This is a genomic window from Pseudohongiella acticola (genome assembly GCF_001758195.1).
GTDB lineage: Bacteria > Pseudomonadota > Gammaproteobacteria > Pseudomonadales > Pseudohongiellaceae > Pseudohongiella > Pseudohongiella acticola.
Genome location: NZ_MASR01000001.1, coordinates 632,425 through 647,470, shown reverse-complemented (window position 1 = coordinate 647,470; position 15,046 = coordinate 632,425). Strand labels below are relative to the sequence as shown.

The 15,046-nt window shown below is 54.4% G+C and carries 14 protein-coding genes; 8 read left to right on the top strand and 6 right to left on the bottom strand.

From position 1 onward, the window contains the following. The first annotated feature begins 16 nt into the window (after nt 1–16). The 5 genes from guaA (at nt 17) to PHACT_RS02845 (ending at nt 7,360) form a co-directional block, all read left to right on the top strand. A complete protein-coding gene (gene guaA / locus PHACT_RS02865; protein WP_070115828.1) occupies nt 17–1,594 on the top strand; it encodes a glutamine-hydrolyzing GMP synthase in 1,578 nt (525 codons plus the stop codon). Nucleotides 1,595–1,704: 110 nt separating this feature from the next. Next, nucleotides 1,705–2,268: an outer membrane beta-barrel protein gene (locus PHACT_RS02860; protein ID WP_070115827.1), complete on the top strand. Its 564-nt coding sequence runs from the start codon at nt 1,705–1,707 to the stop codon at nt 2,266–2,268. A gap of 149 nt (nt 2,269–2,417) precedes the next feature. Continuing rightward, nucleotides 2,418–2,969, top strand: coding sequence for a tRNA adenosine(34) deaminase TadA (gene tadA, locus PHACT_RS02855; protein ID WP_397389514.1), 552 nt, complete (start codon nt 2,418–2,420; stop codon nt 2,967–2,969). Between the two features lie 95 nt (nt 2,970–3,064). Continuing rightward, complete coding sequence (gene purL, locus PHACT_RS02850; protein WP_070115826.1) at nt 3,065–6,979, top strand: phosphoribosylformylglycinamidine synthase; 3,915 nt, start codon at nt 3,065–3,067, stop codon at nt 6,977–6,979. Between the two features lie 69 nt (nt 6,980–7,048). Continuing rightward, nucleotides 7,049–7,360: a Nif3-like dinuclear metal center hexameric protein gene (locus PHACT_RS02845; protein ID WP_070115825.1), complete on the top strand. Its 312-nt coding sequence runs from the start codon at nt 7,049–7,051 to the stop codon at nt 7,358–7,360. A gap of 394 nt (nt 7,361–7,754) precedes the next feature. On the opposite strand, the gene PHACT_RS02840 is transcribed toward PHACT_RS02845, so the two are convergent. The 5 genes from PHACT_RS02840 to pspA form a co-directional block, all read right to left on the bottom strand. Next, a complete protein-coding gene (locus PHACT_RS02840; protein ID WP_070115824.1) occupies nt 7,755–8,336 on the bottom strand; it encodes an NUDIX hydrolase in 582 nt (193 codons plus the stop codon). A gap of 110 nt (nt 8,337–8,446) precedes the next feature. Beyond that, the gene (locus tag PHACT_RS02835; RefSeq protein WP_070115823.1) at nt 8,447–8,803 is read right to left on the bottom strand and encodes a DUF3135 domain-containing protein; all 357 of its coding nucleotides are present in this window, start codon (nt 8,801–8,803) and stop codon (nt 8,447–8,449) included. Between the two features lie 6 nt (nt 8,804–8,809). After that, entirely contained in the window at nt 8,810–9,598 is a 789-nt protein-coding gene (locus tag PHACT_RS02830; protein ID WP_070115822.1) for a PspC domain-containing protein, read from the bottom strand. Then, nucleotides 9,582–9,818: an envelope stress response membrane protein PspB gene (gene pspB, locus PHACT_RS02825; RefSeq protein ID WP_070115821.1), complete on the bottom strand. Its 237-nt coding sequence runs from the start codon at nt 9,816–9,818 to the stop codon at nt 9,582–9,584. Before pspB ends, PHACT_RS02830 begins: the two co-directional genes overlap by 17 nt. Before the next feature lie 16 nt (nt 9,819–9,834). Beyond that, on the bottom strand, nt 9,835–10,491 hold the full coding sequence (pspA, locus tag PHACT_RS02820) for a phage shock protein PspA (RefSeq protein ID WP_070115820.1): 657 nt from the start codon (nt 10,489–10,491) through the stop codon (nt 9,835–9,837). 236 nt (nt 10,492–10,727) lie between these two features. Between pspA and pspF the strand changes: the two genes are divergently transcribed. From pspF to PHACT_RS02805, 3 genes are read left to right on the top strand one after another with little or no spacing between them, the layout of a single operon-like run. Next, nucleotides 10,728–11,759 (top strand): phage shock protein operon transcriptional activator, encoded by a 1,032-nt coding sequence (gene pspF / locus PHACT_RS02815; protein WP_245730552.1) that lies wholly within the window; start codon nt 10,728–10,730, stop codon nt 11,757–11,759. A gap of 26 nt (nt 11,760–11,785) precedes the next feature. Beyond that, nucleotides 11,786–12,883: a histidine kinase N-terminal 7TM domain-containing protein gene (locus PHACT_RS02810; RefSeq protein WP_083264290.1), complete on the top strand. Its 1,098-nt coding sequence runs from the start codon at nt 11,786–11,788 to the stop codon at nt 12,881–12,883. Then, nucleotides 12,883–13,719 carry a 4'-phosphopantetheinyl transferase family protein gene (locus PHACT_RS02805; protein WP_083264289.1) on the top strand — a complete coding sequence of 279 codons (837 nt, stop codon included), beginning with the start codon at nt 12,883–12,885 and terminating at the stop codon, nt 13,717–13,719. Before PHACT_RS02810 ends, PHACT_RS02805 begins: the two co-directional genes overlap by 1 nt. Here PHACT_RS02805 and PHACT_RS02800 read toward each other — a convergent pair whose 3' ends face one another. Beyond that, nucleotides 13,720–15,012: an HlyC/CorC family transporter gene (locus PHACT_RS02800; protein WP_070115816.1), complete on the bottom strand. Its 1,293-nt coding sequence runs from the start codon at nt 15,010–15,012 to the stop codon at nt 13,720–13,722. It lies immediately after the preceding gene. Between the last annotated feature and the right edge of the window lie 34 nt (nt 15,013–15,046).

The window sequence follows — 15,046 nt, the reverse complement described above, 5'->3', positions numbered from 1 at the left end:
ACAAGGCAAGCTACGCATGAGTCAAAATATTCACAGCCAGAAAATACTGATTCTGGATTTTGGATCACAATACACACAACTGATTGCTCGCCGGGTTCGTGAACTTGGCGTGTATTGTGAGATCTGGGATTACCAGTGCACCCAGGCGGAAGTGGAAGCGTTTGCAGCGCAGGGCATTATCCTCAGCGGCGGCCCGGAAACAGCTACGCTGGCCGATTCACCGCAGGCTGCTGATTACCTGTTTACCCAGAACGTGCCATTGCTGGGTATCTGTTATGGTATGCAGACCATGGCCGAACGACTCGGAGGCAAGGTTGAAGCATCTGACAAATCCGAGTTTGGTTATGCTGAAGTAAATCTGCCTGCGCCGGGTGCCCTGTTTGACGGCATTGAAGATCGCATGGCGGAAGGCGGCGTGCCGCAACTGGACGTATGGATGAGCCATGGTGACAAGGTCATCAAATTGCCGCCAGGCTTTGTGGTCAGTGCCGAGACCGGCAGTGCCCCCATTGCCGCCATGGCGGATGAATCTCGCCGGTTCTATGGTGTCCAGTTCCATCCGGAAGTGACTCATACCCTGCAAGGTCAGCGCATACTGGAACGTTTTGTGCGTAAAATATGTGGCTGTGATGCGCTGTGGACGTCAGCCAATATCATTGATGATGCGATTCGGGTTGTGCGTGAGCAGGTCGGCAGCGATCACGTTCTGCTCGGTCTTTCCGGGGGTGTTGATTCCTCGGTAGTGGCAGCGCTGCTGCACAAAGCTATCGGAGATCAGTTGACCTGTGTGTTTGTTGATAACGGCTTGCTGCGCCTGAACGAAGGCGATCAGGTGATGGCCACGTTTGCTGAAAACATGGGCGTCAAAGTTATCCGTGTTGATGCTGAGGACATGTTCCTTGACCGCCTTGCCGGGGTCAGTGATCCTGAGCTGAAACGCAAAGCCATTGGCAATACTTTTATAGAAGTGTTCGACCAGGAGGCTTCGAAGATAGAGAACGTGCGCTGGCTGGCGCAGGGCACTATTTATCCGGATGTCATTGAGTCTGCCGGGTCCCGCACGGGCAAGGCTCATGTTATCAAGTCACACCACAATGTTGGTGGGCTGCCCGAAAACATGGCGCTGAAACTGGTCGAACCGCTGCGCGAACTGTTCAAGGACGAGGTGCGCCGTATTGGCCTGGAACTGGGCCTGCCTTACGATATGGTGTATCGCCATCCATTCCCCGGACCGGGGCTGGGTGTGCGCATTCTGGGTGAAGTGAAAAAGGAATATTGTGACGTTCTGCGCCGCGCAGACGCCATTTTCATTGAGGAACTGCACAAAGCTGACTACTACCATAAAACCAGTCAGGCCTTTGCTGTATTCCTGCCAGTGAAATCTGTTGGCGTTGTGGGTGATGGGCGACGCTACTCATGGGTGATCAGCATACGCGCGGTGGAAACCATCGATTTCATGACTGCGCGCTGGGCTCACTTGCCGTATGAATTGCTGGAAACCGTCAGTAACCGCATCATCAATGAAATTACCGATGTGTCGCGGGTAACTTACGATATTTCGTCGAAGCCACCGGCAACGATTGAGTGGGAATAGTCTAAAAAAACTTCAATGAGTTGTAACTTTTTTGGCCGTCAGCAGGTCAAGTGAAAAGACCCGAGGTCTTCGGGTCTTTTAAAGGAAGCATTAACTCATTGGAGAGACGTATGAAACTCAAAAAAAGTGCAATACTTATGTCTGCTGTGCTCATGACGGGCAGCGGTTATACACTGGCTCAAGACACAAACTGGACTCCCATGCTGGATCAGGGGACGAAAGAGGTCAGCATATCGGGCCGGTTGGAATTCCCTGATTTTGACAAACTCGACTATGACCTGGATGGATCCTATGGCTACTTCCTGCAGGACGGTTGGGAAGTCGGTGCTCAGTTGGGTGCAGCGGATTTTGGTGGTGTAGATCGCCTTGATGTCGGTGTATTCACCGAATACAACTTTAATCGTGACAGTCGCTGGGTACCGTATGTCGGCGCAGCAATTGGCCTGGGCTCGGTCAGTTTCGATGACGGCGATTTTGATGCTGAATCCGATCTCGACGACGGCGATGGCGCCGTGTTTGATATCGAAACCGGTGTTAAATGGTTTGTCCGTCCGTATATGGCCATATCTACCGCGATCAACTTCCAGTTAGCGACAGATGATGTCTTTGCCACCGATGACTCGATCGAAGACAATATCACGACCCTGCAGATCGGGATGAGATTCTACTTCTAAGCTCCCACTTTGCTTAAATGTGGTGGCCATTCTGTATTCAGGTGGCCATCACCTCTCTCTCATGTCATCGACACAAGATACTGGCGCCCTTGCCAATGCTGCCGGTAGAATGGAGCCTCCATCAGGGCAGCGGCAGGAGGACAGCAGTGATCGATATTGACACCGCCGGTGCCGACACTAACGTGTCGGCTGTCTCTTCGCTGGACGATGATATCGCCTTTATGCGCGAAGCCCTGAGTCTGGCAGCCCGGGCTGGCAGTCATGATGAGGTGCCGGTCGGCGCGGTCATCGTCAAAAATGGCCAGGTCGTGGGCCAGGGCTATAATCAGCCGGTTGGCCGCCATGATCCCTCCGCTCATGCCGAGATCTGCGCCCTGCGCGATGCCGGACAGACGCTGGAGAATTACCGCCTGCCAGGCTGTACCCTGTATGTCACCATTGAGCCCTGCACCATGTGTCTGGGCGCGATTATTCATGCGCGTATTGCCAGGCTGGTGTTCGGCGCCGCCGAGCCGCGTTACGGCGCTGTCAGTAGCGGTCAGCGATTGCTGGAGAATGGGGTTTACAACCATGAACTGGTGGTCAGCAGTGGTATTCTGGCGGAAGAGGCGGCCGTACTGATGAAACAGTTTTTCCGTCAACGCCGCGATCGCCGCGCGGACAAAGCGTCAGCAACTGACGCAGGCTCCCAGTCGCAATAATTGCCTGATTTTTACTGGCAAATGGCGTATCATACTGCCCCGAATTCTGCAGGTTTCTTCTTCCGGCTCGACTGACTTTAAGGCTATCAGACATAATGCTTGTTCTCACTGGCAGCACCGCTCATTCCGATTTCCGACTCCGTAAGTTACTGCGCAACGTGCAGCAGGAACTGCCCGCTGTGCGTGGCCTGAACTCGTACTTTGTCCATTTCGCTGAATGCACACGTGACCTCAGTGCCGACGAAACCAGTGCTCTGCAGCAGCTGCTGGCCTACGGTCAGGAGCCTCGCGATGAGGGCGCCGGGGAGAACAGTGAAGGCGTCACTCGGCTGGTTGTGCCGCGGCCAGGCACCATATCGCCCTGGTCAAGCAAAGCCACTGATATCGTCCACAACTGTGGACTGGATGCCGTGGTTCGCCTTGAGCGCGGCGTGATCTGGGATATTACCTTGACTCAGCCCCTGTCTGACGATGAATTACTGACGCTGGACGGTTTCCTGCACGACAAGATGACGCAATCAGTTCTGGCTGACATAGACGAGGCAAGCTGTCTGTTTAGCCACGCCGCCCCGGGCGAGCTGGCAACCGTTGATGTGCTGGATTCGGGCAGAGCAGCGCTGGCCAGCGCCAATCAGGCGATGGGTCTGGCACTGGCCGACGATGAGATTGACTACCTGGTGGATTCATTCTCACGTCTGGGTCGCAACCCGACCGATATCGAGCTGATGATGTTCGCACAGGCAAACTCCGAACACTGCCGTCACAAGATTTTTAACGCCAGCTGGACACTGGACGGCGTTGACCAGGAACTGTCGCTGTTTGCGATGATCCGTAATACACACAAAAAATCTCCGGACAAGGTGCTGTCTGCCTATAAAGACAACGCAGCGGTCATGTCTGGCAGCAACGGTGGGCGTTTCTTTCCGCAACCGCACAGTCATGAATACACCTACACCCAGGAACCTATCCATATCCTGATGAAGGTGGAGACACATAACCATCCAACGGCTATTGCACCGTTCCCGGGTGCAGCCACGGGTAATGGTGGCGAGATCCGTGATGAGGGCGCCACCGGTACCGGTGCCAAACCCAAGGCGGGCCTGTGTGGCTTCAGTGTTTCCAACTTGCGTATTCCGGCATTGCCGCAACCCTGGGAAGAAGACTTTGGTCGTCCCGCGCATATCGTCTCCGCGCTGGACATCATGCTGGAAGGCCCCATCGGTGCCGCTGCTTTCAATAATGAGTTTGGACGCCCCAATCTTTGTGGTTACTTCCGCACCTATGAAGAATCAGTGCCTTCGGTCAATGGCCCTGAAGTGCGCGGTTACCACAAACCCATCATGATTGCCGGTGGCTTGGGCAATATTCGTGAACAACACGTACAGAAACATGCCTTTGAACCTGGCGCTCAGCTGATTGTGCTGGGTGGCCCGGCAATGTTGATCGGACTGGGTGGCGGCGCGGCTTCTTCCATGGCCGCCGGTGCCAGTGCTGCTGAACTTGACTTCGCATCGGTGCAACGGGAAAACCCGGAAATGCAACGTCGGTGCCAGGAAGTCATCGATCAGTGCTGGCAGATGGGCGACGACAACCCGATTGCCTTTATTCATGATGTCGGCGCCGGTGGTTTGTCCAATGCGCTGCCAGAACTGGTTAAGGACGGCGAAAGCGGAGGTGTGTTCCAGCTGCGCAATATTCCCAATGCCGAGTCTGGCATGTCACCCCTGGAAATCTGGTGTAACGAAGCCCAGGAACGTTATGTGCTTGCTGTGATGCCGGAACGGCTTGCAGAGTTTGAGGCTATCTGTCTGCGTGAACGCTGTCCGCATGCCGTGGTCGGCGAAGCCACAGACGAAGATGTGATCCGGTTACAGGACTCGCACTTTAACAACCTGCCGATTGATCTGCCGATGTCGGTCTTGTTTGGCAAGCCGCCGCGAATGCATCGAGATGCCAGCAGCGCAGACATCGAAGCAGTGGCGCTGGATACCGCGCAAATAGAACTGGATGAGGCACTTGAGCGCGTCCTCAGTCTGCCTGCGGTGGCCAGTAAAAGCTTCCTGATTACCATTGGTGATCGCACCGTAACCGGTCTGGTCAGTCGCGACCAGATGGTCGGGCCCTGGCAGGTACCGGTAGCCGATGCCGCCGTTACTGCGAGCGCATTTGACAGTGACTGCGGCGAAGCCATGGCGATGGGTGAGCGCACCCCGGTAGCATTGCTTGATGCACCGGCATCCGGTCGTATGGCCGTCGCTGAAGCCATTACCAATATCGCCTGTGCCCGCATCAATGATATCAGTGACATCAAACTGTCTGCCAACTGGATGGTTGCCGCTGGTCATCCTGGTGAAGACGCCCGCTTGTATGAAACGGTTCGGGCCGTAGGGATGGAACTGTGCCCGGCACTTGGTATCTGTATTCCAGTCGGCAAGGACTCCATGTCGATGCGTACCGTGTGGCAGGGCAAAGGCGAACAGAAAAGCAATACGTCACCCTTGTCGCTGGTCATTTCGGCATTCGCGCCGGTGCTTGATATCCGGCGCACGGTGACACCGCAACTGCGCATCAACAAAGGTGAAACTGACCTGCTGCTGATTGATCTGGGGCACGGTCGCAATCGCATGGGCGGGTCCGCCCTGGCTCAGGTCTATCGTGAATTGGGTGATGTACCTGCTGACCTCGACAACGCCCAGGATCTGAAAAACTTCTTTAATCTGGTTCAGCAACTGAATGCACGTGACCTGCTGCTGGCTTACCATGACCGTTCAGATGGTGGCGTCATGGTGACGCTGGCGGAAATGGCCTTTGCCGGTCACTGCGGGCTGGATATTGATCTGGCAGAACTGTTACACCCGGAAACCAATGCCGTAGACGTTCTGTACAACGAAGAACCAGGTGCAGTGCTGCAGATTCCCCGCACTCAGTTGAATCTGGTATTGAGCCTCATTGAGGAACATGGTTTGTCCGATTGTACCAGTGTGATTGGTCAGCCCACTGATGGTGAGCAGATTCGGGTCTTTAACAACGGTCGACTGTTGCAGGAACGTGATCGTGCTGCCTGTCAGCAATTATGGGCACTGACCAGTTATGAACTCCAGATGCTGCGCGACAACCCGGAAACAGCAGAGCAGGAATTCGAGCGATTACAGGACAAAGCCGACCCGGGTCTGCAGGCGCGGCTGAGTTATGACATCAATCAGGACATTGCTGCGCCATTCATCAACACGGGCGTGCGCCCCTCGGTAGCGGTGCTGCGTGAGCAGGGTGTCAATGGTCATGTGGAAATGGCAGCGGCATTTGACCGGGCCGGCTTCCGTGCCGTTGACGTACATATGAGTGATATCCTGGCCGGTTCTGTGGATCTGGCAACGTTCAATGTTCTGGCCGCATGCGGTGGATTCTCTTACGGCGACGTTCTCGGCGCCGGCGGCGGCTGGGCCAAATCAGTTTTGTTTAACGAGCCGTTGCGACAGCAATTCGCTGCATTCTTTGAACGCCAGAATACGCTGTCGCTTGGCGTGTGCAACGGTTGCCAGATGATGTCTCTGTTGCATGACCTGATCCCGGGTGCTGATCACTGGCCCCGCTTTGAGCGCAATCGCTCGGAACAGTTTGAAGCCCGGGTCAGCTTGCTGACAGTGCCTGAGTCCCCGTCAGCCTTCCTGCAGGGTATGAAGGGGTCACTGTTCCCGGTGGCAGTTGCACATGGGGAAGGGCGGGCCCGCTTTGTTGGCAGCAGTGATCAGCTGCAGCTGAAGGCCTCTGCGGGTATCGCCTTGCAATATGCGGATAATGGCGGCGCCGTGACTGAGCACTATCCGGAGAACCCCAATGGCTCTCCTGCCGGTATTGCCGGCGTGTGCAGCAAGGATGGACGCGTCACCATCATGATGCCGCACCCGGAGCGGGTATTCCGCACGGTGCAGAATTCCTGGCACCCTGATGACTGGAAAGAGGACGCACCAACATTGCGAATGTTCCGTAACGCGAGGGCGTGGCTCAAGTAGACGGACAGTGCAGAAGCGCAGCGCAGAAGAGCAAATCAGACAGTCCACAGGATCATCAGGAGGCAGCAATTGTATAAGCTCTGTTTTTTTGTCCCCGAAGATCACCTGGAAGCGGTCAAAGACGCCATCTTTGAAGCGGGTGCTGGCCGCATTGGCGATTACGACCGATGTTGCTGGCAAACAGCCGGCCAGGGGCAGTTTCGTCCCCTGGCCGGCGCCTCTCCCTTTGTTGGCCAACACGAGACACTGACCCGGGTAACAGAATTCAAAGTGGAGCTGGTGTGCGATGAGGCACATATCCGTTCTGCGGTCGCCGCACTCAAACTTGCGCATCCTTTCGAAGAACCTGCCTACGATGTGATCTTGCTCTCAGATTTTTGAATAAGAATGTGAGTAAAATACTGAAAGCATTCAGCGCTCAAATGTGAGGGTTTATCGATAAGCTCTCGTCTCGGACACAAGTTGTGTCGTTTGGAAAAAACATTTGCATTAGTATCGGTTTCCAGTAATCGCGTGGCTCGGATCATACGCATTGCTATCAAGGAAAAGACAGCGGCAGCAAAGCCGTTGATAAGATACAGCGCGAGTGTCAGGCAGAATCAGGGACAAGCAGGCAAGGACAGCATTTGTGCATTTGATGCATGATGCCAGGGACGGAGCAGGACGCATTGGCCCGGCATGGATGCCGTGGCCATCTGCCAATCGCCATCCAATCATCATCCAGCCGGTAACAAACGAGCAATCAGGCATCGGGCACGCATTCAGACCGGGCGGCTCAGTGGCTTTCGCTGATCAGCGTGATTTCCGCTTTTCTGTCAGGTGAATAGCGTACATCGTACATGCGTACCGGGTAGTGCTGTTTTCTGCGATCTTCAAAATACTGTTGCAGGGTAGACTTTACGACGGCGAATGCAATGTCGTCCCACGGTACATCTTCTTCAGAAAACAGTTCTACTTCCAGACTTTCAATGCCCGCGCTGAACTCGCTACTGGCCAATTCGCCTTTGAAGAACAGGTAGACCTGGTTGATATTGGGCAGGTTGAACAGTGTGTACAGGCTGTCTTCGGTCAGGTTGAGTTCGGCACCGGCTTCCTCGCGAGTTTCCCGAATCGCGCCTTCCAGCGTGGTTTCACCATTCTCCATAAAGCCCGCTGGCAGTGTCCACAGACCCTTGCGTGGCTCAATGGCGCGACGGCAAAGCAGGACTTTGTCGCCGCTAATGGGCAGGGTGCCAACAATGTTGTTGGGGTTCTGGTAGAAAACGACGTCGCAGCTCAGACAGCAATAACGCAATTTGTCGTCACCGGGAGGTATATGGTGAGTTACCTGGCCGGCACAATAGTGGCAAAATTTCATGCAGTCTCTGTAGTTGAAGGTTGCCGCCTGGCTATTTGTATTTCCAGAGGCAGTGATAGCTGCAGTATCTGCAAACACTCGCTGAATTGCAGTTGATGCAGGTCGATGCCTTAGTGCGGTTTTGACGATTTTACACGCTGTCGGCGGCGTGAATCCATATTCAGGATATCAGCCTTGGGGCGGCCCTGTCGCGCATTAACTTCGTCCAGAGGGTGATGCAGACAGTGGTTCAGGCGGGCAAAGGAGTCATGCATCATATCGGATAAACGTAAACAGCGGGCCGTGGGGTTGCTGGCCCGCCGTAATTCCATGTCGATGCGGAACTGCAGCCCCTCCAGTCGCTGCCGAGCGCTATCGGGGGCGGATTGCAGGATATTACGGGTTAGTCGGCGGCGCAGTTTCTCCAGTGCTTCGGGGTTATCCCGATGCATGGCAAGCAGGGTATCGAAGTCAGGTAAATCGCCCATAAGCGGTTAAATCCTGTTGATTTCACAATGTAACCTGAACTGCTTGGATGTCATGAACGCTTCCACGTCCTGCAATTTTTTTTCTGCGGCGCGAAGAGCATTACCGCATGTTTCAATATCCAGACCATTATCGAGTTCTTCTTCGTCGTCAATGGGTCTGTCATTCTGGCCGTTCTGTCTGCTCTGCCGACGCTTACTGTAGCTGCGTCTTCCCGTTACTTTACGGCCTTTGGGTTCCTTGTCAAGCACGATCCAGAAAATTACATAGCCCCACAACGTCACGCCACCCAGTATAAACAGCGACAGGAACGTCACCAGTCTGACCAGAAAGGTGCTGATGCCCAGGTAGTTGGCGACACCTGCGCAGACACCCGCGATGCGTGCGTTGCTGCGACTGCGATGCAGAGGCCTTTTCAGATCGAAGCGAGGCGTCTGCGGTTCGGTTTCGCCTTCGTCAAAGCCGGTCTCCGCAGCATCCAGGTCAGCCTCGGCTGACGCCTGTTTACGGCTTTTCTCCGAGAATCCCGACATTCTGGCTTTACCGCCCATGGCGGCTTTGATGCGTGCCGGCCGCTCTTCGTCGTCGAGCAGCCAATACATGACGAAGTAGGCAATAATCAGGAACGGTGACGCCAGGCAGGCGACACAGTAGATAACCCTGACCAGTGCTGACGGTACTTCAAGATAACGGGCAAAGCCGCCACAGACACCCAGCACCTTCCGGTTTTCCCGGTCCAGTGTCAGTGGTGCCCGGGTGCTGCGATAGGCTGTATCGCCTTCAGTGTTGTTGCTCATGATGTTCCCTCCAGCCAGGCACTTCGGCGTCCAGAATTGACTCTAGTGTATCAATTCGCTGGCTCATACTGTTGGCCAGAGCGCTGAGCTGGCCCAGGTTATAGGCCTGTTCCGCCGCGGGCAGTTTTTTCTCCTTGCGGCGGTACAGCAAGGCAACCCAGATCGTCACGAATGTGCCGCCTACGGCGACCAGCGCGATGACAAATTCAAAGAATTCCATGGGCCTTGTCCTTTGGTTACTTATTGAGTTTAGCTTTGATGCTTTCCAGTTCCTGGTCGATCTTTTCCTGATTGGCCAGTTCCTCGAACTCATCCTGGAGGCCGCGCTGCTTGATATTCAGACTGTCTACCTGTCCTTCCATCTGATCAATTTTGCGCTCGTAATATTCAAATTTGTTCATCGCATTGTCAATACTGTAGTTATGCAGCTTCTGATTGACGTCAACACGAGATTGGGCGGCCGTTGTGCGCATCAGCAGTGTTTTCTGGCGTGCGCGGGCATCGGTCAGCTTGGCTTGCAGTTGCTCGATTTCATGGCTGAGCTTGTCAACTGTCTCATCCAGCTTGGCCAATTCATCTTCCAGCATCTGAATTGTGGTCAGGACACTGGATTTCTCAATCAACGCAGCCCGCGCCAGATCTTCGCGCTCTTTCTTCAACGCCAGCTCTGCTTTTTCTTCCCAGTCTGCAGCCTGGCGGCCCAGCTGTTCAATGCGGCGATTAACGGTTTTTTTCTCAGCGATCACCTTGGCGGTGCTGCTGCGAACTTCAACCAGTGTCTCCTCCATTTCCTGAATCATCATACGAATCATTTTTTCCGGATCTTCGGCCTTGTCCAGAATGGCGCTGATATTGGAGTTAATGATGTCGCTTAATCGTGAGAAGATACCCATGTTTATTACCTCAAAAATTGGCGTTAGTGGATCGGGTCCAAGCAGAAGGAGCAGGAACTGTGCCAATACTTGAAATTCGCGATAAAGCTTTGAATAGAAAGCATATAAATTAGCTGTCCGGTTTTTATGACTTTTGGCGCATGGCTGTTTGGGTTAATAAGTGGTATTTTTCGCGACATATTGGTTTAAGGTCTTTGCTGAGAAAATATATGCCATCGGAAGTGTCACTGCCCCGTATGATAGGAGAGTCCGCCAGTTTTCTCGAGATGCAGGAACACGTCTCTCAGGTGGCGCCTCTTAACAAACCCGTTCTGATTGTGGGTGAACGGGGTACCGGTAAAGAGCTTATCGCATCGCGACTGCATTATCTGTCATCGCGGTGGCAGAACAATTTCCTGAAAATAAACTGTGCCGCGCTCAGTGATGCTTTGCTGGAAGCGCAGTTGTTTGGACACGAAGCGGGCGCATTCACCGGCGCCACAGGGCAACGCAAGGGTCTGTTCGAGCGTGCTGATGGCGGCACGCTGTTCCTGGATGAGCTGGCCAATACGGCCATGCCCGTGCAGGAGAAAATACTGCGGGTGATTGAATATGGTGAGTTCGAGCGGTTGGGGGGCAATCAGACCCTGAAAGTTGACGTGCGCCTGGTAGCGGCGACCAATGAGGACCTGCCAGCGCTTGGCCGCGCCGGAAAGTTTCGCGAGGATCTGATCGACAGACTGGCGTTTGACGTGGTGACGCTGCCACCGCTGCGCGCCCGCAAAGACGACATATTGGTACTGGCCGAACATTTTGCCATCAGTATGGTTAAAGAGATGGATGAGGATTTTTTTGCCGGTTTCTCTGATGCCGTCCAACGTCAGTTACTCAGCTACAGCTGGCCGGGCAATATCCGGGAGCTCAAGAATGTCATCGAGAGAGCGGTTTACCAGCATCCCAACAAAACCGTATCCCGGCTGGTGTTCAACCCTTTTGAGTCGCCTTACCGTCCTTCTGTGTCACCGGTTCGCGAGACTGTTGAGACCACTGCGGTGTCGACAAGCGAAGACTCTGTGCCGGCCGAACGAGTGTCAGGTGAGGACAAAGCTGTCGTTGACTGGGATGGCGAGTCACTGGATTTTCGTCAGCATATTCAGGATTACGAAACTGATCTGCTGCGCAAGGCGCTGGAGCATTGTCAGTTTAACCAGCGCAAAACAGCAACGCACCTGAATCTGAGTTATCACCAGTTGCGGGGTTATTTGCGCAAATACGATTTATTGTCCTGATCGGCGCTGTCGACACGCCGGAGAGCATGCGATTTATGGATTTCCAGTTTCCCCCTATTAACTATCTTTATCTGGTCGCGGGCCTGATGGCGTGTGCGCTGGGCACCTTCAGCCTGAACCAGGCGCACACTCGCAGTGGCAAGCTCTGGGTGGCGGTGATGGCCAGCTTCGTCATCTGGACGTTTGGCGAACTGATCGCCAATGTTGGCACCACGCAGGCCTGGCAGCTTGGCTTTCAGCGCCTGGTGTATGTGGGTGTGATCAGCGCAACAACCACCTGGTTCTTCTTTGCCATCAGTTTTGCCGGTTTTGATCGATGGCTGTGCGGGCGTCTGTTGCTGGTATTTATGGTCGTCCCAGCCAGCTCGATCACCCTGGTCATGACTCTGGATCAGCACCAGTTGCTGTACACCAGCGCTGTGCTGGTCGAACGCAATGGTTTTGTCCTGCTGGATCTGGAATATGGAATTGGCTTCTGGCTGCATCTGTTCAGCGCCCACCTGTTTACACTGGGTGGCTCACTGTTGCTGCTCAATACCAGCATGAAACAGCCACAGGTTTATCGCATTCAATCCTTGCTGATTGCTGTTGCCGCATTGATACCGGTGGTTCCCAATATGATGTACGTGGCGGGTATCGAATTGGCTGGCGGTTTTGATCCGACTTCCCTGTTTTTTGTCATCAGCGCGATCCTGGTAACTATTGCCACGCACCAGTATCATTTCCTGTCGCTAACACCCGTCGCCCGGGACCGGGTGTTTGATCACATCAATATTGCCGTGGTGGTGGCAAATGAGCAGCATCAGATCTCCGACGTAAACCCCGCCTTTGTTGATATGACCGGGGAAAGTCTGTCACGGGTAGGGGGGCAGCCCGTCGTAGACGTCTTGCAGAAATATTTTACGGGTGTCGATGCATCAGTGGTCGACAGTGGCTGGCAGGGTCGTATGACCACGTTAAGCGGTAACCGTCACTACGATGTCAGCATCATGCCAATTCTTGGCAATAGCCATAAACGCATGGGTTACCTGATCCTGTTTAATGATGTGACGCAGGTGCAGAGAGCGCTGGACGAGATCAGCCGTCTGGCCGGTGACGCTGACAGTGATCGGGATGATATTTGATGACATTGGGACCAGGGGCGGGGCCAGCGTCTGCAGCGAGCGCGGTTATGGCTGTGGCAGAGCCACTGACACCGCTTGAGCTGCCTTTGACGCAGATTGATGTCTGGCTGGTGCCGGCCACGGATGATGTGACCGCCATGGAAAAAATCGCCGGGCACTGGCTTAGCGCTGCCGAATGGGAACGTCTGCAAAGTCGACGCCTGCCCAAAGGCCATGCCATGTTTCTGCTTACCCGGGCCGTGCTCAGGCGATTGCTGTCAGTCTATCAGGCAGGTGTTGAACCTGGGCAGTGGCAGTTGGGGCGAAGTGCCGAAGGTCGGCCCTGTGTGCTCGGACCGTTGCCGGCGCCGGTGTTTAATCTGTCGCACACGGATGACATGCTGGTACTGGCATTTGCTGCGCTCGATCAGGTGGGCGTGGATATCGAAGCTCTGGACAGACCGCTGGAGGCGGCTGCACTGGCAAGACGATTTTTCTCCGATTCAGAGTTTAATGCGTTGCAGGCACTGCCGCCGCCACAGCAACAGGATCGCTTTCTGCGCTTGTGGACATTGAAGGAAGCCTGTGTCAAAGCTAATGGTCAGGGGTTGGCGCGTGCCTTACGGAATTTTGAATTCGGATTTGAACCCGCATTGGTGTTCTACCCGGCGCCTCATGAAGCACCACCGCATCATTACTGGCGCCTGTGGTCGCTCACTGTGGCAGGATTGCGGGTTGCACTTGCGCTGCGTGCGGATAACAATCCGGGCGCGCCTGAGCTGTGCGTGCGCCAGCTATTATGGCCAGACCAGGTCAGTATTATTAGCTGCACTCCCGACTACCAGTGCGGCACCTGATCAACCGTCGGCATCGTCAGTGTCGATAAGTTCCTGCGCACGCCACATGCGTACTGTCTTGATCAAATTGTCTTTTACCTGGATGATTTCCACATAGTAATTGCCAACCTGAATACCCGTGGCTGATTCAGGAATGGATTCCAGTGCCTCCACCAGCAGGCCATTCAGGGTTTTCGCATTCTCCGAATCCAGGTCCCAGTCCAGTGTGCGATTAATGTCACGCAGCGTAGCGGTGCCATCAATCAGGAAACTGCCATCAGTCTGGGGATGAATGTCGCGACTGTTGTCAGCCATGTCGGTGGTGAATTCGCCGACTATTTCTTCCAGGATATCTTCCAGTGTGACAATGCCTTTGATGACGCCGTACTCATCAACAACAAATGCAAGGCGCTTACGGCTGGACTGGAAATTGAACAGCTGGGTGTGCAGGGGTGTGCTTTCCGGAATGAAATAGGGTTCGTCGGCTTCATTGAGAAAGTCGTCGCGCTCAAGATCTGTGCTGCGCAGGAAACGGCCCAGGCTGCGCATGTGCAACACGCCGACAATGTTGTCGATCTCTTTTCGGTAGATCGGGATGCGCGTGTGCTGGCTATTGCTGATGGTATCCAGTATGACGGAGACATCACTCTCAATATCGATGCCGATGATTTCGCTGCGGGGAACCAGGATATCGTTGACCGTCACTTTTTCCAGGTCGAGGATGTTCAGCAGCATTCCCTGACCCTGTTTTGGAATCATCTGTGCCGATTCGTGTACAACGGTTCGCAGTTCCTCCGGGCTCAGTTGATGATCCGGTGATGCTTCCGGTTTGATGCCCAGTGTCCGGATCAACACATGTGACACGCGGTTGGCCATCCATACCAGCGGATAGAGCAACTTGAGTAACACCATCAGCAGCAGGCTGGAGGGATAGGCAATACGCTCCGGGTGAAGTGCAGCAATGGTCTTGGGTGTTATTTCGGCGAAAATAAGAATGACCAGCGTCAACAACACGGTGGTCAGTACGGTTTCCGGATTGCCGAATACCTGGATGGCAATGGTGGTGGCAATTGAGGCCGAAAGCAGATTGACGAAGTTGTTGCCGATCAGGATAACACCCAGTAACTTGTCTGGCGCTTCCAGTAGTTTACTCACGCGCAGGGCACCGGCATGCTTCTGGCGTGCGAGATGCTTAAGTCGGTAACGGTTCAGGCTCATCATGCTCGTTTCAGAGCTGGAGAAATAGGCCGAAGCGATGACCAGAAAGACCAGGAGTCCGGTTAAAAAAGGGACGGGCGACGATTCAGCGTCCATCAGGACGGTGACCTCCTTGAAATACGAGTGGGTG